At 63.1% G+C, this 18,489-nt stretch carries 15 protein-coding genes; 7 read left to right on the top strand and 8 right to left on the bottom strand.

Features of this window, described 5'->3' with window-relative positions; genetic code table 11:
* Window positions 1-30: 30 nt before the first annotated feature.
* On the bottom strand, window positions 31-1,254 hold the full coding sequence (locus tag F3J24_RS09920; protein WP_167005431.1) for an amino acid ABC transporter substrate-binding protein: 1,224 nt from the start codon (window positions 1,252-1,254) through the stop codon (window positions 31-33).
* 216 nt (window positions 1,255-1,470) lie between these two features.
* Here F3J24_RS09920 and F3J24_RS09915 point away from each other — a divergent pair, with 216 nt between their 5' ends.
* Window positions 1,471-2,451, top strand: a complete 981-nt coding sequence (locus tag F3J24_RS09915) for an AraC family transcriptional regulator (protein WP_167005428.1) — start codon at window positions 1,471-1,473, stop codon at window positions 2,449-2,451.
* Between the two features lie 156 nt (window positions 2,452-2,607).
* Here F3J24_RS09915 and F3J24_RS09910 read toward each other — a convergent pair whose 3' ends face one another.
* Window positions 2,608-4,059 (bottom strand): aldehyde dehydrogenase, encoded by a 1,452-nt coding sequence (locus F3J24_RS09910; RefSeq protein WP_167005425.1) that lies wholly within the window; start codon window positions 4,057-4,059, stop codon window positions 2,608-2,610.
* A 347-nt stretch (window positions 4,060-4,406) separates the two neighbouring features.
* Here F3J24_RS09910 and F3J24_RS09905 point away from each other — a divergent pair, with 347 nt between their 5' ends.
* The 3 genes from F3J24_RS09905 (at window position 4,407) to F3J24_RS09895 (ending at window position 7,197) form a co-directional block, all read left to right on the top strand.
* A complete protein-coding gene (locus F3J24_RS09905) occupies window positions 4,407-5,357 on the top strand; it encodes a helix-turn-helix domain-containing protein (RefSeq protein ID WP_167005422.1) in 951 nt (316 codons plus the stop codon).
* A gap of 71 nt (window positions 5,358-5,428) precedes the next feature.
* Window positions 5,429-6,553 carry a JmjC domain-containing protein gene (locus tag F3J24_RS09900; protein ID WP_003057679.1) on the top strand — a complete coding sequence of 375 codons (1,125 nt, stop codon included), beginning with the start codon at window positions 5,429-5,431 and terminating at the stop codon, window positions 6,551-6,553.
* Window positions 6,554-6,930: 377 nt separating this feature from the next.
* A complete protein-coding gene (locus tag F3J24_RS09895) occupies window positions 6,931-7,197 on the top strand; it encodes a hypothetical protein (RefSeq protein ID WP_034359978.1) in 267 nt (88 codons plus the stop codon).
* A 287-nt stretch (window positions 7,198-7,484) separates the two neighbouring features.
* Here F3J24_RS09895 and bamC read toward each other — a convergent pair whose 3' ends face one another.
* From bamC to F3J24_RS09870, 6 genes are all read right to left on the bottom strand, one after another.
* On the bottom strand, window positions 7,485-8,597 hold the full coding sequence (bamC, locus tag F3J24_RS09890; RefSeq protein ID WP_003057678.1) for an outer membrane protein assembly factor BamC: 1,113 nt from the start codon (window positions 8,595-8,597) through the stop codon (window positions 7,485-7,487).
* A 63-nt stretch (window positions 8,598-8,660) separates the two neighbouring features.
* Window positions 8,661-9,557 (bottom strand): 4-hydroxy-tetrahydrodipicolinate synthase, encoded by an 897-nt coding sequence (gene dapA / locus F3J24_RS09885; RefSeq protein ID WP_167005419.1) that lies wholly within the window; start codon window positions 9,555-9,557, stop codon window positions 8,661-8,663.
* A gap of 311 nt (window positions 9,558-9,868) precedes the next feature.
* The gene (locus tag F3J24_RS09880; RefSeq protein ID WP_167005416.1) at window positions 9,869-10,465 is read right to left on the bottom strand and encodes a bifunctional 2-polyprenyl-6-hydroxyphenol methylase/3-demethylubiquinol 3-O-methyltransferase UbiG; all 597 of its coding nucleotides are present in this window, start codon (window positions 10,463-10,465) and stop codon (window positions 9,869-9,871) included.
* A 75-nt stretch (window positions 10,466-10,540) separates the two neighbouring features.
* On the bottom strand, window positions 10,541-11,353 hold the full coding sequence (locus F3J24_RS09875) for an SDR family oxidoreductase (RefSeq protein ID WP_167005413.1): 813 nt from the start codon (window positions 11,351-11,353) through the stop codon (window positions 10,541-10,543).
* A gap of 42 nt (window positions 11,354-11,395) precedes the next feature.
* Complete coding sequence (locus F3J24_RS25045) at window positions 11,396-11,527, bottom strand: hypothetical protein (protein WP_255498872.1); 132 nt, start codon at window positions 11,525-11,527, stop codon at window positions 11,396-11,398.
* A gap of 16 nt (window positions 11,528-11,543) precedes the next feature.
* The gene (locus F3J24_RS09870; RefSeq protein ID WP_167006955.1) at window positions 11,544-12,740 is read right to left on the bottom strand and encodes an MFS transporter; all 1,197 of its coding nucleotides are present in this window, start codon (window positions 12,738-12,740) and stop codon (window positions 11,544-11,546) included.
* Between the two features lie 417 nt (window positions 12,741-13,157).
* Here F3J24_RS09870 and F3J24_RS09865 point away from each other — a divergent pair, with 417 nt between their 5' ends.
* Genes F3J24_RS09865 through parC form a run of 3 tightly spaced genes read left to right on the top strand, consistent with a single transcriptional unit; the run spans window position 13,158 to window position 18,479 of the window.
* Window positions 13,158-15,128 carry a DNA topoisomerase IV subunit B gene (locus tag F3J24_RS09865; RefSeq protein WP_003064589.1) on the top strand — a complete coding sequence of 657 codons (1,971 nt, stop codon included), beginning with the start codon at window positions 13,158-13,160 and terminating at the stop codon, window positions 15,126-15,128.
* A gap of 53 nt (window positions 15,129-15,181) precedes the next feature.
* Window positions 15,182-16,048 carry a lytic transglycosylase domain-containing protein gene (locus tag F3J24_RS09860; RefSeq protein ID WP_167005410.1) on the top strand — a complete coding sequence of 289 codons (867 nt, stop codon included), beginning with the start codon at window positions 15,182-15,184 and terminating at the stop codon, window positions 16,046-16,048.
* A 40-nt stretch (window positions 16,049-16,088) separates the two neighbouring features.
* On the top strand, window positions 16,089-18,479 hold the full coding sequence (parC, locus tag F3J24_RS09855) for a DNA topoisomerase IV subunit A (protein WP_167005407.1): 2,391 nt from the start codon (window positions 16,089-16,091) through the stop codon (window positions 18,477-18,479).
* Window positions 18,480-18,489 lie beyond the last annotated feature (10 nt).

The following is an 18,489-nucleotide window of genomic DNA, read 5'->3' as shown; positions in this document are numbered from 1 at the left end:
CGTAGAGAGAGGGGGAAGGCGCGCAGCGCCTCAGGGGGAGCTACGGGGGATAACCGCAGGTTTAACCCCCGCCCGGTTCGTCGGCGCAATCGCATTGAACTCGCCGTTCTGCCACTGGCCCACATGCCAGAGCTTGGTCAGCATCTGGCCTTCGAGCTTGACGGGACCGAGCACGGTCTCGAAGCTGCCGCTCTTGAGCTCCTGGGTCACGGCGGCGCGATCGATCTTGCCCACGCGCTCGATGGCCTGCTGCAGCATCTGCAGCGAGGTGTAGACGATGGGGCTGGCAAAGCGGTCCGATTCCTGGCCGGTCACCTCCTTGAAGCGCTTCAGATAGGCCTGCATCTGCGGGTTGCCGGCATCGATGCCGCCCGGCGCCATCACGCCTTCGGCCGCAGCGCCGAACTTGCCCTTGAACATGGGGAATTGCGTGCCCACGCCGGTGAACAGCACCTTGGAAGCCAGGCCCAGCGTCCTGGCCTGCTCGCTGATCAGCATGGTGTCGGGTGGGTAGGAGTAGGCCACGAAGGTGTCGGCACCCTTGCCCTTGGCTTCGTTGATGATGGGCGTCATGTCCTGCGTGCCGATCGGATAGCTCTTGTCGTAGACCAGCTCGAAGCCATGCTGCTTTGCGGCCTTACGTGTGGCATTGGCCAGCTCCACGCCAAAGCCGTCGGCGATATTGATCATGGCGATCTTGTTGTTGATCTTGCCGTCCTTTTTGGCCTTTTCCAGCATGGCGACCAGGCCCTCGGCATATTCGCCGCCCGTGCCCAGGAAGAAGAAGGCATGCTTCCAGCGCTTGGCCAGATCGGGGGCCTTGTCGGTCACCGAGGTGGCCGCCAGCAGCGGGTATTTGTGCTTTTCGTAGGTCGGCCCCACAGCCAGGTTGGAGCCCGTGCCCCAGGGCGGCAGCACGAAGTCGACCTTGTCCTGGGTGATCAGGCGCTCGGTGGCGCGCACGGCCTCCTCGGTGCTGGAGCGGTCGTCGTATTCGATGACCTCGATGGGCACGCGCTTGTTATAGGCCTTGAGCATGATGCCGCCAGCGTCGTTGATCTCCTTGACCCAGAGCTTGTAGTTGGGTGCCGTGGTCACGGAGGTACCGCCCGCGTTGACGCCCGTCTTGGCAATTGCCCAGCCGATGCGGATGGACTTGGGCGCTTCCTGGGCCAGTGCCGTGCCGCACAGGCCCGCCAGGGCGGTGGCCGCGACCAGACTCTTGAGAACAAAACGCTTGTCGGCGAATGTCATGCTTGTCTCCTTTTTGATGGACGGGTGTCCGGGTTCTTCGGCCATCGTAGGAAAGTGCGGCGGCAGGGGTTTGTCTGGGCGTGCATTGCGTCTTGTCTGAGCATGCAAGTGTCTGTGGGTAAACACTGATTTCCCTGCGAGGCGCCGGTTTTGCCCGGACCCGGGTCCGGGCTGCTATGGATAATGAAGCATCCTGTTACTTCTTCAGGAGCCGAGATGCGGCCAGACATTCCTGCCAACCAAGTGATCGAGAAGATGACCGAGATGCAAGGTGCTCAAGCCGTGGGCGCCTGGCAGCACTGGATGTCCACGCTCTATGGACTGGAGAGCGATGTCTATGGTGACCAGCATTTCTCGGCGCGACTGGGCACCTTCGAGCTGGGGCCGGTGGGCATGACCCGGATCGAGGCCAGCCGCCATCGCGTGAGGCGCACTTCGGCCAGCATGGCACGCCGCAGCACCGACTTCCTCAAGATCGTGGCCCCCTGGCATGGCGAGGCTCGCGTCTGCCAGAACGGGCGCGAAGCCGTGGCGCGCAGCGGGCAGTGGCTGATCTATGACACCACGCAGGAGTACGAGGTGCTCAACCCGGAGTGGTGCGAGCATCTGATCATCACCCTGCCCAAAAGCCGCTTTGAAGATCATGGCCGAGCCATCGATGCCCTCATGGGGCGCTATGTGGGCGGCAGCGAAGGCGTGTCCCGCATTGCGCTGGACATGATGCGCGGCACTTTTGCCGAATGCCGTGCCATGGGCCAGGGCCTGGCCCAGCATGTGACGGATTCGCTGCTGCAGCTGATCCAGCTGTCCCTGCTTGACGCCTGCGGCCGCGCGGCCTCGCTGAGCGCCAGCGAGCTGCTGCTGGGCCGCATCAAGGCCTACGTGCGCCAGCACCTGCGCGATCCGGCCCTGAGCGTGGATGCCGTGGCCGCAGCGCTCAACTGCAGCAAGCGGCATCTCTACAACGCCTTTGCCGATGAGCGGCTGTCCATCAGCCAGCATATCTGGGCCGAGCGCGTGGCCCTGTTCCAGCGCGAACTGCTCAGTCCTGCCAATCGCCACTGCACCTTGACGGAGCTGGCGCTGGCCAGCGGCTTTGCCAGCGGCGCGCATCTGAGCCGCCTGTTCAAGCAGCACACGGGGCAGACGCCTGCGCAGTTCAGGGCCGGCGTGCAGGCATCGAGCCTGTTGAATTGAGTATCGAGCTGGCCTCGGGCTCAATCAGCCGCAGCACTGACTGCGATTGATGAAACAGCAAGCCGGAAGTTGCAAAGCCGCCCGGCGCTTTCCTGCCAGGCGGTTCATGGCCGGCGCAAGGCGCAAGCCCTTGCTGCGCCTGCCGTTCCATCGCGCTTAGAAGGGGTAGTGGCGCGGGCTGGTCTGCATGGTGATCCAGCGGGTATCGGTGAAGGCATCGATGCCGGCCTGGCCGCCGAAGTGGCCGTAGCCCGAGTTCTTCACGCCGCCGAAAGGCATTTGTGCTTCGTCGTGTACGGTGGGTCCGTTGACATGGCAGATGCCCGCCTCGATGCGACCGGCCACGCGCCAGCCGCGGGCCGTGTCCCTGGTGTAGACGGCGGAGGACAGACCGAACTCGTTGTCGTTGGCCATGGCGATGGCCTGCTCTTCGCCACGTACGCGCACGATGGCCTTCACCGGAGCAAAGGTCTCTTCGCGGAAGATGCGCATCTCGGGGGTCACGCCATCGATCAGCGTGGCGGCCATCAGGGTGTCGTTGGCCTTGCCGCCGCACAGAATCCTGGCGCCCTTGCCCACGGCATCGTCGATGAGTTCGTTGACGCGGTGCACGGTGTTCATGTCCACGACGGAGCCCAGCACCACCGGTCCCTGGCGAGGGTCGCCCAGAGGCAGGCTTTGGGCGCGGCCCACCAGCTTGGTGATGAATTCCTCGGCTACGGCCTCGTCCACGATGATGCGTTCGGTGGACATGCAGATCTGGCCCGAGTTGGCAAAGGCACCGAAAGTGCAGCCGGCCACGGCGGCATCGATGTCGGCATCGTCCAGCACCAGGAACGGGGCCTTGCCGCCCAGCTCCAGAATGACGGGCTTGAGGTATTTGGCACAGGTCTGGCCGATGATGCGGCCCACGCGCGTGGAGCCGGTGAAATTCACACGGCGCACGGCGGGGTGGGCCACCATGGCTTCGACCACGGCACCGGCGTCTTCGGGCGCATTGGTCACGAAGTTCACCACACCAGGCGGCAGGCCGCCTTCCTGCAGGGCTTCGATGATCAGGCCATGGGTGGCAGGGCACAGTTCCGAGCCCTTGAGAATCACGGTATTGCCGCAGGCCAGGGGCGTGGCAATGGCACGCACGGCCAGGATGATGGGGGCATTCCAGGGGGCGATGCCCAGCACCACGCCGGCGGGCTGGCGCACGGCCATGGCCAGGCTGCCGGGAATGTCCGAAGGAATCAGCTGGCCGTTGATCTGGGTGGTCAGCGATGCTGCTTCGAGAAACATATTGGCGGCCAGATGCACATTGAAGCCGGCCCAGATGCCCGAAGCACCGGTTTCGGCTGCCATGGCTGCGGCAAAGGCCTCGGCCTTGGCTTCCAGCGCCTGGGAGGCCTTCATCAGCATCAGTCGGCGCTCGGTGGGGCCCAGGGCAGCCCAGGCGGGAAAGGCAGCCTCTGCGGCTTGCACGGCACGCACGGCATCGGCCGTGGTGGCGGCCGGAGCGCGCGTGGCGACCGAGCCGTCCAGAGGGTTCTTGCGCTCGAAAGTGGCGCCGTTGCTGGCCTGGGCGGTCTGGCCGCCGATGAGCATGCTTTGTTCAATCATCTTCGCTTCCTTCACCACCAGGGGCGCGTGAGCATAGTCACTGCTGGTGGATGCTGTTTGAAAAGCGGGGGCGTCGCACAAGGCTTGCGTCACCGGGCTGGTCCCCCTCTGTCCTGATGTGCCGTCGGTCAATGGCGTGGAAGTGATCGTAGAAAAAGCCCGGGCAGCATGCTGTGCGCAATGTGCACAAACCGTTTGACGAATCGTGCACCTGACCTAGGGTTTGCACTAGATCGAGGTGCAGGCGGGAGATTCCCCGCGCTGCGAGCACCAGGGCGCGCACTTGCCGATAATTGCCATACTTTGCCGGCACAGGCAGGGATCGATACAACGAGGAGTCAAGGCCCATGACCGCGCCCGTGGTACTGAGTACCGATGGTCTTCCCGAGAAGGAAACTGCAGCTGCCTGGCAGGGCTGGATGGCACAGCTGTTTTCGGGGCTGGACACGGATATCTATGGCGACACCTGTTTTGACGGGCATCTGAGCGTGGCATACGCAGGCGATGTCATGCTTACCAAGCTGGAGGCCGGACGTCATCGCGTCATACGCGGCAGCCACCGCCAGCGCGACAGCGAAGCCGCCTATCTCAAGATCGTCGCGCCCTGGAGCGGTCACGCCGAGGTGGAGCAATGCGGCAGCCGGACCCGGGTGAGCAACGGCAACTGGGCCATCTATGACACCTCGCAGCCCTATGTGGTGGACAACCCTCAGCGCACGGAGCACCTGATCATGATGGTGCCCAAGCAGAGCATTGCCGAGCGAGGCCTGCGCCTGGAAAACCTCATGGGGCTATCCGTGGGAGGCAGCACCGGCATGGCCCGCATCGCGCTGCAGACCATGCGCAGCACCTATCAGGAGCTCGACAATATGACGGCGCCGCTGGCGCGCCGCGCCGGGGAGCTGCTGGTGGACATGGTGCACCTGTCCTTGCAGGCACTTGGCGGGCAGGCCACGGCGGTGACGCAGAAGCAGGCCTTGTATGAGCGTATCTGCGACCATGTGGCCAGCCATGTGCGCGATCCAGGGCTGTCGGTCGACCAGGTGGCCCAGGCGCTCAGCTGCAGCCGCCGTCATCTGCACAATGCTTTTGCGGGGCGTGAACAGTCGCTGGGCGCTTTCATCCAGCAAAGCCGGCTGGAGCTTTGCATGCGGGAGCTGCATTCCGCGGCGCTTGCGCATCGCACCATCACCGAGATCGCCATGGGCTGCGGTTTTGGCAACAGCGCTCACTTCAGCCGGGCCTTCAAGGCCTACACCGGCATGTCACCGTCCGAGTTCAGAGCGCTCGGTCATTGATCTGTGCAGACCAGCGATATCGAGGCCTATAGGACAATGCAGTCCGTTGCTTAGAAAGCAGGACTGGATTCATGGACATCAATACGCCGCTCACCCTGCTGGGTGGACTTACCGCTTCTCAATTCATGCGCAAGCACTGGCATAAAAAGCCTTTGCTGGTGCGTCAGGCCATTCCCGGCTTCAAGGCCCCGATTCCGCGTGCTCGCCTGCTGGCCATGGCGGGCGAAGAGGGCGTGGAGTCGCGCCTGATCCAGCAGCTGGAAGGCGATAACTGGAAGCTCAGTCACGGCCCGCTGTCCCGGCGCAGCCTGCCCGCATTGACCAAGCCGGGCTGGACGGTGCTGGTGCAGGGCGTGGACATGCATGACGCCAAGGCGCACGAGCTGCTGCAGCAGTTCCGCTTTGTGCCCGAGGCGCGTCTCGATGATCTGATGATCAGCTTTGCCACCGATCAAGGCGGCGTGGGGCCCCACTTCGACAGCTATGACGTGTTCCTGCTGCAGGCCCATGGCAAGCGTCGCTGGCGCATCGGCCGTCAGAAGGACCTGTCCCTGCAGCCGGGCAAGCCATTGAAGGTTCTCTCCCATTTCGAGCCCGAAGAGGAGTTCGTGCTGGAGCCGGGCGACATGCTGTATCTGCCGCCCAAATGGGCGCACGACGGTGTGGCCGAAGGCGAGTGCATGACCTATTCGATCGGTTTCCGCTCGCCCGATCGCAGCGAGTTGGGCCGTGAGTTGCTGCTGCGCATGTCGGATGAGCCCGACGAGCCCGAAACTCCGGTCATCTATCGCGACCCCAAGCAGGAGGCCGTGAGCAACCCGGCGCTGATTCCTGAAGCCATGTATGACTTTGCCCGCGAGGCACTGAAGAAGGCCATGGCCGAGCCGCTGGCGCTGGAGCGTGCACTGGGCGAGTATCTGAGCGACCCCAAGCCCAATGTCTGGTTCGAGCATGGCGATGAAAACGGCATGTTCGAGAGCGTGGTGCTGGATCGTCGCACGCGCATGATGTATGACGCCAAGCACATCTTCATCAATGGTGAAAGCTATCTGGCTGGCGGCCGCGATGCCACGCTGATGCGCAAGCTGGCTGACACCCGGGCGCTGTCGCGCAAGGATCTGGCAACAGCCAGCGATGATGCGCTGGAGTTGCTGTCATCGTGGTTCGATGCGGGCTGGGTTCGCTCAGGCGACTGAAACAGGGTGGACTTGTAACAGCGATCGTGCTAACTTACGGGTTTGTCCTCTGTGGCCTCTGTCGATTTGGCGGGCTTTGTGTAGATTATGTAAATCTTCGTCAAAGCTCTGTCAGGGATTTGACAGGAAGAAATTTATGCTCCACAGTGTGACTCAAGGCAAGCGTGGGCTTGCCCGGTAAATGAGAACGCACCGATTTGTGCAGAATTGTTTAGTTGCTGTCAGTATCAGTCAGCAATGGGCAAAACTACCTATAATGCGGTCTGAGTCGAATTTATCGTTTGACCTGATCTGCCATAGCGATCAATAGCTGCAAAAGGCTGACCGTAATGGCAATCTGCATACCGTCTGCTGAACCTACCATTTAGGAAATCGTCATGAAGAACTCTCTGATTCTGGCTACCGTGATCGCTGCTGCTGCTCTGGCTGCTTGCGGCAAGAAGGAAGAAGCTCCTGCTGCTCCCGCTCCTGCTGTGGAAGCTCCTGCTGCTCCCGCTCCTGCTGCTGAAGCTCCTGCTGCTCCTGCCGCTGACGCTGCTGCTCCTGCTGCTGACGCTCCTGCTGCCCCCGCCGCTGACGCTCCTGCTGCTCCTGCCGCTGACGCTCCTGCTGCTCCCGCCGCTGAAGCTCCTGCTGCCAAGTAATTCGCTGCATCAGCCAGCTCGAGGCCCAGGCCTTGAGCGTAAAAAAACCGCACTCAGGTGCGGTTTTTTTTGCGTCTGGATTTTGCAGCGAGTGCTTGAGCTGTGGATACAAGTCGCCATGCAAGGTCCGCACTTTCACTTGTCTTGTACTTGCACTTGAACTGAGTCTGGCGGGCAAGAACACGTCATGAGGATGCGAGCCTCAAGCCGGAGTTGTTCGATTCGTTCGGGCATGAAAAAAGCCACCAGGGCCGAGCCTGGTGGCTTTTGTATGCGAGCAATGCTTCTTACTTCAGATCATCGGTGATGATGCGCACGATGCGCTGGCCGTTGGCGCTGCTGTCGGGCTGGCCCTGCTCATTGAGCACGCTGACCTGGGACTTGTTGCCATCGCCCTTGACCTGGATCTGGTACTTCTGAGGCGCAGCGGCTTCCTTGCCCTGGCTGAAGATCTTGCTGAAGAAGCCCTTGGACTCCTGCTTGGCATTGGGATCCACATAGCGCACATAGTAGAGGCCACGGCTGCGGTCGCGGTCTTCCACGGTGAAGCCGGTACGGTCCAGTGCCACGCCAACGCGGCGCCATGCGCGCTCAAAGCCTTCTTCCAGCTGCAGTGTGGGCACGCCGTTGACGGTGTCCATGCGTGCGCTGGTCGAGGTGGTGGCTGCAGACCTGTCGGCCTTGGCGACGGCAGACGCCTGCTCTTCGCTCACGCCCAGCTTGACCATGATGCGGCGCAGGAATTCGGTCTCCAGCTCGGGGTCGCGAGGACGCGGTTGCCAGATGGTGTTGTCCTTGCGCTCGCTGGTATAGACCTCCTGCATGCCACGGTGGGTGACATAGATGCGGGTCTTGCCATCGGGTTCGCGCTCCAGGCGGGTGCGGAACTTGTCGCGCTCGCTGGTGGAGTAGAGCGAGTCGAACACCTTGCCCAGGCTTCTGCGGATGATGTCCTGAGGCAGCTTGGCGCGGTTTTCGGCCCAGTCGGTTTCGAGAATGCCCAGCTGGCGGTCTTCCATCGCATAGATGAAGCCGTTTTCCAGCCAGAAATCGCGAGTCGGCTCCCAGAGCTTGTCGGCTCCGCGATCCACCACCAGCCAGTGCTCGGCGCCGTCACGCTCGATGCGGACGTCGCCAATCTTGTTGGCCGCGGTGTTGTTGTCGGTCGGCTTGGCTGCCTGGGCATTGGCCTGCATGGCAGCAGCGGATACCACGCCACCAGGGACGGTATAGCGCGAGTCTTGCGACAGCTGCGTCAGATCCGGAGGAACTTCGAGAGAGGGAGCTTGATTCTTGCCCGCGCTCTTGTAGTCGATCTTGGTCTCTTGGAACGTGGTCGTGCAGGCAGACAGGCCCAGCGCGATGCTGAGCAGGCTCAAACGTGCTGTTTGTTGTTTCACGCGGATTGTCCTTGGGTAGCGTTCAAGCTATGTGCGAAAAACCGCTAGCTTAGCGCAACTCGATCAGAGTACGCCAACTTTACGCAGAGCATCCTCAACAACTGCTTCGCATTGCTCGCTCAGCTGCGTCATGGGCAGGCGCATGGCGGGGCCGCACAAACCCATGCGGGCTGCTGCCCATTTCACGGGAATGGGATTGGCTTCCACAAACAGGCTCTTGTGCAGGGGCATGAGCTTGAACTGGATTTCCATGGCGCGCTTGGTATCGCCGGCCATTGCGGCCTTGCACAGCTCGCTCATCAGACGGGGGGCGACGTTGGCCGTCACGCTGATATTGCCGTGGCCGCCGCACAGCATCAGTGCCACGGCGGTGGGGTCGTCACCGGAGTAGACGCCGAAGCCGGCAGGCACATCGCGGATCAGCCATTGGGCACGCTCGATGTTGCCGGTGGCTTCCTTGATGCCGATGATGCCGGGGATCTGGGCCAGACGCAGCACGGTCTCATGCTGCATGTCGGCGACCGAGCGACCGGGCACGTTGTACAGAACCACGGGCAGGTCGCCAGTGGCTTCGGCGATGGCCTTGAAGTGCTGGTACTGGCCTTCCTGCGTGGGCTTGTTGTAGTAGGGAACGACCTGCAGCTGGCTGTCTGCGCCCACCTTCTTCGCGTACCTTGCCAGCTCGATGGCTTCATGCGTGCTGTTGGCACCGCAGCCGGCCATGATGGAGACGCGGCCGGCGGCCTGCTCCACGGCGACGCGAATGATTTCGCAATGCTCTTCGACATTCACGGTGGGCGACTCACCGGTGGTGCCGACCACACCGATGCAGTTGGTGCCTTCGGCCACATGCCAGTCGATGAGTTTGCGCAGCGACGGGTAGTCGACGCTACCGTCTTCGAGCATAGGCGTAATGAGGGCAACAATGCTGCCAGTGAGAGCAACGGAGGGTGATGTCATATCCGCAATCAGAAAACGGTAAAAATGAATTCTACAAACAGGGACAGGGTGCAGGCAGTGGTTTGCTGTCAACAGTGTCTAGCAAAACTCTGTTTTTGTCGAAGTGTTGTCGATAAATGACGAAATGACGAAATATTTAATTTTTGTGCGTCATATTGTTTGTTGATTGACGGTCTGTTTCAGACGCCATGACGGCAATCCGGCCATGTTGCGGGTTCTGGCCGATGCGGCCGCGTCGGCTCGCTTGGGTGCCTGCCGCTTCGCAAAGGCCTGGGCCTGGAGCATCGGCCAGACCGCTGTGCAAAAAGGCATCAGGCTGGCAGCAAGGGGGCAGACGTGAGCGCTGCATCATCGGGCCGGATTGCGGCGATGCGCTGCACCACGCGCGCGGGCTGTTCAAGCAGACCATGCTCGTAGGCGACGATGTTCCAGCCGGAGCAGACCTGGAGCAGCTCGCCGGGAGCCAGCAGGAAGTCCGGGCGCGAGGGCTTGCCATAGGCTTCGTTGCCCTGGGCAAAGGTTTCGTAGAGCAGCACGCCGCCGGGCTTGACGCTGTCCAGAATCAGCGCCCACAGCGGACGCCACAGATAGTTGGTGACGACCACGCCGTCAAAGCTGCGGCCCGTCAGCGGCCAGGCGTTGTTCTCAATGTCGGCGGTAATCGTCTCGGCGATATCCGCTACGGACAGGGTGGCTTCCGGCGCCTTGTCCACGCTGGTCAGCCTGTGATCCAGGGCCGAGAGGAAACGGGTATGGCGGCCCATGCCGCAGGCCAGATCCAGCACCGAGCCCTGCGGGCGTACCAGATGGGCAAAGCGGGCAATCCAGGCGGAGGGTTCCTGCACGCAGTGGCTGGGGACAATCGCAGGAATGGCGGCGGCTGTGGGGGGCGGGGTGTGGCTGGTCATCTTGCGAAAACTATAGCAGTGCCCGCAGCCCTGTTCCTGGATGGCCTGCCGCAGCGTCAGATGTAGGTCACCAGCTCAGTGCGGCTTCACATCGTCCTTAAGCGCGGCCAGGGCCATGTCTTCCACCATGCCCGGGGCGATCAGCTTGATGAAGCGGCCCAGCTTGCCCTTGCCTGTCATCACCACCTCGCGCTGGCGGCGCTTCAGGCCGTCGAGGATGAGGCGCGCGCATTCGGCCACCGTCATCGCACCGTCTTCCTTGAGGCCGCTGACGCCTGCGGCTTCGCCTCTGGCGTTGTAGCCGTGGTAGCGGATGCGCGTATCCACCACACCGGGGTAGGCGGTGGTCACGCTCACGCCGGCGGGTTTGAGCTCGATGCGCAGGGCTTCGAAGAAGCCGGCCATGGCGAACTTGCTGGCGCTATAGGCCGTGCGGCCCGGCACACCGATCAGTCCTGCCAGTGAAGACACGGCGACGATGGAGCCCTGGCTGGCTTTGAGGTGCGGCAGCGCTGCGTGGGTGCACCAGACGCTGCCCCAGAGGTTGATGCGCATCAGCCTTTCATACCAGCCCAGGTCTTGTGCGCTAACCTGCTCGAACAGCGCATGGGCCGAGATCCCGGCGTTGTTGATCAGGGCGTCCAGCCCGCCGAACTGCTGCACGGCGGCGTCGATCAGCGCGCGGCACTGGGCCTCCTCGCTCACATCGGTGGGAACTTCCAGGACCTGTGCCCCCAGGGCCCGGCATTGTTCCGCCACGGCTTGCAGATTGTCGGCATTGCGCGCGGCCAGCGTCAGCTTCAGCCGGCTCTGATGGGTTTGCGCCAGCTGGCGGGCCATTTCGGCGCCTATGCCGTCGGAGGCTCCGGTGATGATGATGCGGGCCATGCTCTCTCCCGGCCATGCCGCCCGGGCTGGTTGCCCAAGAGCTCAGAAGCAGGCCCAGACCTGGTCTGCCAGTGTGAGCATGAATTCCGGTTGCAGATACAGGGCAAACACCGCCAGCAGCAGCAAGAGCACGGCACACCAGATGGAGAGGCGCTGCCAGAGTTTGAGCTGCATGGGTCTGTCTCCGGTATCAGGCGGCGCTGGGCGTGCGGCGCACAATGGCTGCCTCGCGCACGGGCAGGTTGACGACAGCGGCAAAAATGCCCAGGGCAATCGAGATATACCAGACCATGTCGTAGTTGCCGTTGATGTCGTAGAGATAGCCGCCCAGCCAGACTCCCAGGAAGCTGCCGATCTGGTGGCTGAAGAATACAAAGCCGCCCAGCATGGACAGATGCTGCACGCCGAAGATCTGGGCGATGGTGGCATTGGTCAGTGGCACGGTGGACAGCCACAGAAAGCCCATGGCGGCGCAGAAGGCATAGACCGACCAGGGCGAGAGCGGGGCCAGCAAAAAGGCCACGGTGGCCACCGAACGCAGCCCGTAGATCCCCGACAGCAGATAGCGCTTGGGCAGCTTCTGCCCCAGATTGCCGGCCAGATAGGTGCCGAAGATATTGAAAAGGCCGACCAGGGCCAGCGAATAGCTGGCCACATGGGGCGCCATGCCGAAGTCCTTCAGATAGCTGGGCATGTGCACGCCGATGAACATGACCTGGAAGCCGCAGACAAAGTAGCCCGCCATCAGCAGCAGAAAGCTGGGGTAGGTCCAGGCTTCCTTGAGCGCCTGACCCACGGTCTGCTCGCGCTTGATGGGCGTGCTGCCGCCAAAGCCCGGCTCGCGCAGGCCGAAGGCCAGGGCGGCGATCAGCAGCGCGAACAGCGCCAGTATCAGCAAGGCATTGGACCAGCCGAACTGCGCGATCAGCTTGCCTTCCACGGGCACCATGAAGAACTGGCCGAACGAGCCTGCCGCTGCGGCCACGCCCATGGCCCAGCTGCGCCGCGCCACGGGAATCTGGCGGCCCAGCACGCCGTAGATCACGGCATAGGTAGTGCCGGCCTGGGCCGCGCCGATCAGTACGCCGGCGGTCAGCAGGAACACCGTGGAACTGGGAGACAGCGCCATGCCGACCAGACCCAGGGCATAGAGGACGGAGCCGCCGATCAGCACCTTGAAGGCGCCGATGCGGTCGGCCAGCATGCCGACAAAGATGCCCAGGATGCCCCAGGACAGGTTCTGCACGGCGATGGCCAAGGAAAAGTTCTCGCGCGTCCAGCCCATGTCCTGGGTGATGGGCTGCAGCCAGAGGCCGAAGCCGTGGCGTATGCCCATGGAGAGCGTGACGATGGCGCCACCGCACAGAAGAATCTGCGCCATGGACATGGGGGCTGGAGTTGTCTTTGTTGTCATGCCGTGCGTGCGAAAAAAGGCCTGGGGTGCGGCCAGCACATCACTGTAACCAAAGCCGCTGCTTCGCGCCGGCACAGCTCGTCACATGTGCGCCAGCCTGTGCTGCCAGAATGCGGGAGCGGCGCCGGGCCCTGCGGGCGTACAGCAAGTCGTGAACCATAAAAAGTGAGCGCCTTGCGCACGGACTGCAATAAAAACTGATGTAAATCTATCTGAATCTATTGAATAACATGCGGTAAAAGCTATCTTATTGAGAGCTCCCGCAGCGGAAAAGATGCGCCGAAAACACGTTGCCAAGACAGATGTTCGGGCTTTGTGCAAGAGTATTGGGAGTAAACAACTGTGAATTTATCCAGCTCTCATCCGGAGAGGCCACTACAATCCGCCCCCATGGCAGTCAAACCGTCCAACGAATATTCCGAAGGCTCGATCCGCGTTCTCAAGGGTCTGGAGCCTGTCAAACAGCGTCCCGGCATGTATACGCGCACCGACAACCCCCTGCACATCCTGCAGGAGGTGATCGACAACGCGGCCGACGAGGCGCTTGCCGGCTACGGCAAGAAAATCAAGTTCACCATGCACGCCGACGGCTCCTACAGCGTGGAGGACGACGGGCGCGGCATTCCCTTCGGTCTGCACCCCGAAGAGAAGGCGCCCGTGGTGGAACTGGTCTTCACGCGTTTGCACGCGGGCGGCAAGTTCGACAAGGGCAATGGCGGCGCCTACAGCTTCTCGGGCGGTCTGCACGGCGTGGGCGTTTCGGTGACGAATGCGCTGGCCACGCGCCTGGAGGTGCAGGTGCACCGCGACGGCCAGGTGGCCACGCTGGTGTTCTCGGGCGGCGATGTGATCGAGCCGCTCAAGGTGCGCCCTCTGCAGGCCGGCGAGCGCAAGCAGGGCACGACGGTACGTGCCTGGCCCGATGCCAAATACTTCGAATCCTCGGCCCTGCCCATGGGCGAGCTGGTGCATCTGCTGCGCAGCAAGGCCGTGCTAATGCCCGGCGTGGCCGTTTCGCTGATCAATGAAAAGTCGCGTGACACCCAGAGCTGGCAGTTCAAGGGCGGTCTGCGCGACTATCTGGCGCAGAGCCTGCATGGCGAGCCCGTCATCCCCCTGTTCGAGGGCGAGGGCTTTGCCGACAAGAACAACGACAGCTTTGCCGAAGGCGAGGGCGCTGCTTGGTGCGTGGCCTTCACCGAAGACGGTGCGCCGCTGCGCGAAAGCTATGTCAACCTGATTCCCACCACGGCGGGCGGCACGCATGACAGCGGCCTGCGCGACGGCCTGTTCCAGGCCGTCAAGGCCTTTATCGACATGCACTCGCTGCTGCCCAAGGGCGTCAAGCTCATGCCCGACGACGTGTTCGCGCGGGCCAGCTATGTGCTCAACGCCAAGGTGCTGGACCCGCAGTTCCAGGGCCAGATCAAGGAGCGCCTGAACTCGCGCGATGCCGTGCGTCTGGTCTCGGGCTTTGTGCGCCCGGCGCTCGAGCTGTGGCTCAACGAGCATGTGGACTGGGGCAAGAAGCTGGCCGAGATCGCCATCAAGGCCGCCCAGACCCGCCAGAAGGCCGGCCAGAAGGTGGAAAAACGCAAGGGCAGCGGCGTGGCCGTGCTGCCCGGCAAGCTGACCGATTGCGAGAGCAAGGACATAGCCGTCAACGAGGTGTTTCTGGTCGAGGGCGACTCTGCGGGCGGCAGCGCCAAGATGGGCCGCGACAAGGAAACCCAGGCCATCCTGCCGCTGCGCGGCAAGGTGCTCAACACCTGGGAGGTGGACCGCGACCGGCTGTTCGCCAACAACGAAATCCACGATATCTCGGTGGCGATCGGCGTGGACCCGCATGGCCCCAATGACGAGCCCGACCTGTCCGGCCTGCGCTACGGCAAGATCTGCATTCTCTCGGATGCGGACGTGGACGGCTCGCACATCCAGGTGCTGCTGCTGACGCTGTTCTTCAAGCATTTCCCCAAGCTCATCGAAGCCGGCCACATCCATGTGGCGCTGCCACCGCTGTTCCGTGTGGACGTGCCTGCGCGCGGCAAGAAGCCCGCCATCAAGGTCTATGCACTCGATGCGGGCGAGCTTGATGCCATCATCGAAAAATGCGCCAAGGACGGCGTGCCGCGCGAAAAATGCCAGGTCAGCCGTTTCAAGGGCCTGGGCGAGATGAATGCCGAACAGCTGTGGGAAACCACGCTGAACCCCGATACGCGTCGTCTGCTGCCGGTGCAGTTCATGAATCTGGACTTTGCACAGTCGGAAGCCGTGGTCACCAAGCTCATGGGCAAGGGCGAAGCCGCCGCCCGCCGCGAGCTGATGGAGCTGCATGGCGATGCCGTGGAGGTCGATATCTAGGCGGGCGTTGCAACGCCTGCACTAGCGCTCACCAGCGGTCGATGGAGCCAGCCATGCACAAGCCCACGTTCGATGCCTCACCCAGCCAGCCGCCTGCGCGCGGCGGGTTCGCGTTTGTGCGTTTGCGACGTGCGGTGGCAGCTGCCTTGCTGGCGGGCTCGGGCTGGCTGGCCCTGGCGCCGGCGGCGTATGCCGATCTCTGGGCCTATGTCGACGAATTCGGCGTCACGCACTTTGCGGCCGAGGCGCTGGACGAGCGCTACAAGCTGTTCTTCAAGGGCGAGCTCTACGACAGCAGCCAGCCGGGTCTGCAGCTGAAGCCGGATTCGGCGGCCGAGGGGCTCAATGCCCGCACGCGCATGCAGAGCTTTTTCGAAGTCTCGCCGCGCTACAAGAGCGTGAGGCCGCATCTGCAGAAGGCGGCCGAGAGAACCGGCGTGGACTATGACCTGATCAAGGCCGTGATCGCCGTGGAGTCCGGTTTTGATGCCCAGGCCGTCTCACCCAAGGGCGCTGTCGGTCTGATGCAGCTGATGCCGGCTACGGCCGAGCGCTTTGGCGTGGCGGTCAGCAAAAAGCGCAGCCTGCAGCAGCAACTGGTCGACCCGGCCGTGAACGTGCCTGCCGGCGCGCGCTATCTGAGCTATCTGATGGACTTGTTCCCGGGCCGGCTCGATCTGGTGCTGGCCGCCTATAACGCAGGCGAAGGTGCAGTGCAGAAGTTTGGCAAGGCGATTCCGCCCTATAAAGAAACAATGAATTACGTCAAGGCCGTCACGGGCATTTACGAGCAGCTGCAGGCAGCCAGGCCCCTGAGCGGCCGGCTGGCTGCGGCCGGCTCGGCTGGCCGCGGCGGCTCCCGCATACGCATGACTCTGCCGGGCGCGGCCCCTGCGGCCGCGGACGCGCAAATACCTTGAGTCGCCGGATCGGCGCAATTTGGAAAATCACAAAGAATTCATGAGCGATCAAACCACACTGGATTTGTCTCAACAAGCCGCTGGCGATGCACTGGACCTGGGTCAATACGCACAGCGCGCCTATCTCGAATACGCTTTATCGGTGGTCAAGGGCCGAGCCCTGCCGGATGTCAGCGATGGCTTGAAGCCCGTGCAGCGCCGCATTCTCTATGCCATGGAGCGCATGGGCCTGAGCTATAGCGGCCCGAACGGCAATACGGCGGCCAAGCCTGTCAAGAGCGCCCGTGTCGTCGGCGACGTGCTGGGCCGCTTTCACCCGCACGGCGACCAGTCGGCCTATGACGCACTCGTGCGCATGGCGCAGGACTTCAACCAGCGCTACCCGCTGGTCGACGGCCAGGGCAACTTCGGCAGCCGCGACGGCGACGGCGCTGCGGCTATGCGTTATACCGAGGCGCGCCTGTCCAAGATCACCGGCCTGCTGCTCGACGAAATCGATATGGGCACGGTGGACTTCGTGCCCAACTACGACGGCAGCACCCAGGAGCCCAAGCAGCTTCCGGCCCGTCTGCCGTTCTCGCTGCTCAATGGAGCCAGCGGCATTGCCGTGGGCCTGGCAACGGAAATCCCCAGCCACAATCTGCCCGAAGTGGCGGCGGCCTGCGTGGCCTTGATCAAGAAGCCGCAGCTGCCCGAGGAAGAGCTGCTGGCGCTGATTCCCGGCCCCGACTATCCGGGCGGCGGCCAGATCATTTCATCGAGCAGCGATATCGCCGATGCCTACCGCACAGGCCGCGGCAGTCTCAAGGTGCGTGCGCGCTGGAAGATCGAAGAGCTGGCACGCGGCCAGTGGCAGCTGGTGGTGACCGAGTTGCCGCCTGGTGTGTCGGCCCAGAAGGTGCTCGAAGAGATTGAGGACATCACCAACCCCAAGGTCAAGACCGGCAAGAAGGCGCTGAGCCAAGAGCAGACCCAGCTCAAGGCCAGCATGCTGGCCGTGCTGGACTGCGTGCGCGACGAGTCGAGCAAGGATGCGCCGGTGCGCATCGTGTTCGAACCCAAGACCGGCAAGATTCCGCAGTCGGAGCTGATCACGGCGCTGCTGGCCCACACCAGCCTGGAGTCTTCGAGCTCGATCAACCTGACCAGCATCGGCCTCGATGGCCGCCCGGTGCAGAAGTCGCTGCGCCAGATGCTGGAGGAGTGGATCGCCTTCCGCTTCCAGACCGTGACGCGGCGCAGCCAGCATCGGCTGGAGAAGGTGCTGGATCGCATCCACATCCTCGAAGGCCGCCAGGCCGTGCTGCTCAATATCGACAAGGTCATTGCCATCATCCGCGCCAGCGATGAACCCAAGCAGGCCCTGATCGACGCCTTCAACCTCTCCGAGCGTCAGGCCGAGGACATTCTTGAAATCCGTCTGCGCCAATTGGCGCGCCTGGAGGCCATCAAGATCGAGCAGGAGCTCAAGGAACTGCGCAGCGAGCAGGGCAAGCTCGAAGACATCCTGGGCAGCGAAGCGACCATGCGCCGCCTGATCTGCAAGGAGATCGAAGCCGATGCCAAGACCTTCGGCGATGCCCGTCGCACGCTGATTCACGAGGAAAAAAAGGTGGTGGCGGAGGTCAAGGTGGTGGATGAACCCGCGACCGTGATCATTTCCGAAAAGGGCTGGGTGCGCACGCGCCAAGGCCATGGTGTGGACGCTGCCACGCTGAGCTTCAAGGCCGGCGACAGCCTCTACGGCACGTTCGAGTGCCGCACCGTCGATCAGTTGCTGGCCTTTGGCAGCAACGGCCGGGTCTATTCGGTGCCGGTATCGGCCCTGCCGGGCGGGCGCGGCGACGGCCAGCCCGTGACGACGATGATCGAACTCGAAGCCGGTACCCAGCTGCTGTACTACTTTGCCGGCAGCGAAAGCACACAGCTGCTGCTCTCGGGCTCGGGCGCCTATGGCTTCACGGCGAATGTGGGCGACATGGTCTCGCGCCAGAAGGCCGGCAAGGCGTTTGTCACGCTGGGCGAGGGCGAGACCCTGTGCGCGCCTTCGGTGGTGCATGGCGTGCCCATGAATGCGCGTGCCGAATATGTGGAGGGCGGCGAGCAGGGGGCCGGTTTGCTCAACCCCGCCAGCCATGTGATCTGCGCCTCGGTGGGCGGCCGCATTCTGACGTTCGAGATCGCCGAGCTCAAGGCCATGCCCAAGGGCGGGCGCGGCCTGATGCTGCTCAGCCTCGAAGACAAGGACCAGCTGGCCGGCGCGGCTGCCTATACGCGCAGCATCCGCCTGGATGGCGTGGGGCGCGGCGGCAAGGCACGTACCGAGACGCTGGAGATCCGCAGCCTCAACAATGCCCGCGGCAACCGCGGCCGCAAGGGCAAGGCAGCCGACCTGGGCTTCAAGCCCCAGGCGGTGACGCGCGTGGAATAAGGCAGCTCTT

It is taken from the genome of Comamonas sp. Tr-654, assembly GCF_011752915.1.
Lineage (GTDB): Bacteria > Pseudomonadota > Gammaproteobacteria > Burkholderiales > Burkholderiaceae_C > Comamonas.
This window is presented reverse-complemented; position numbering and strand designations above follow the sequence as displayed.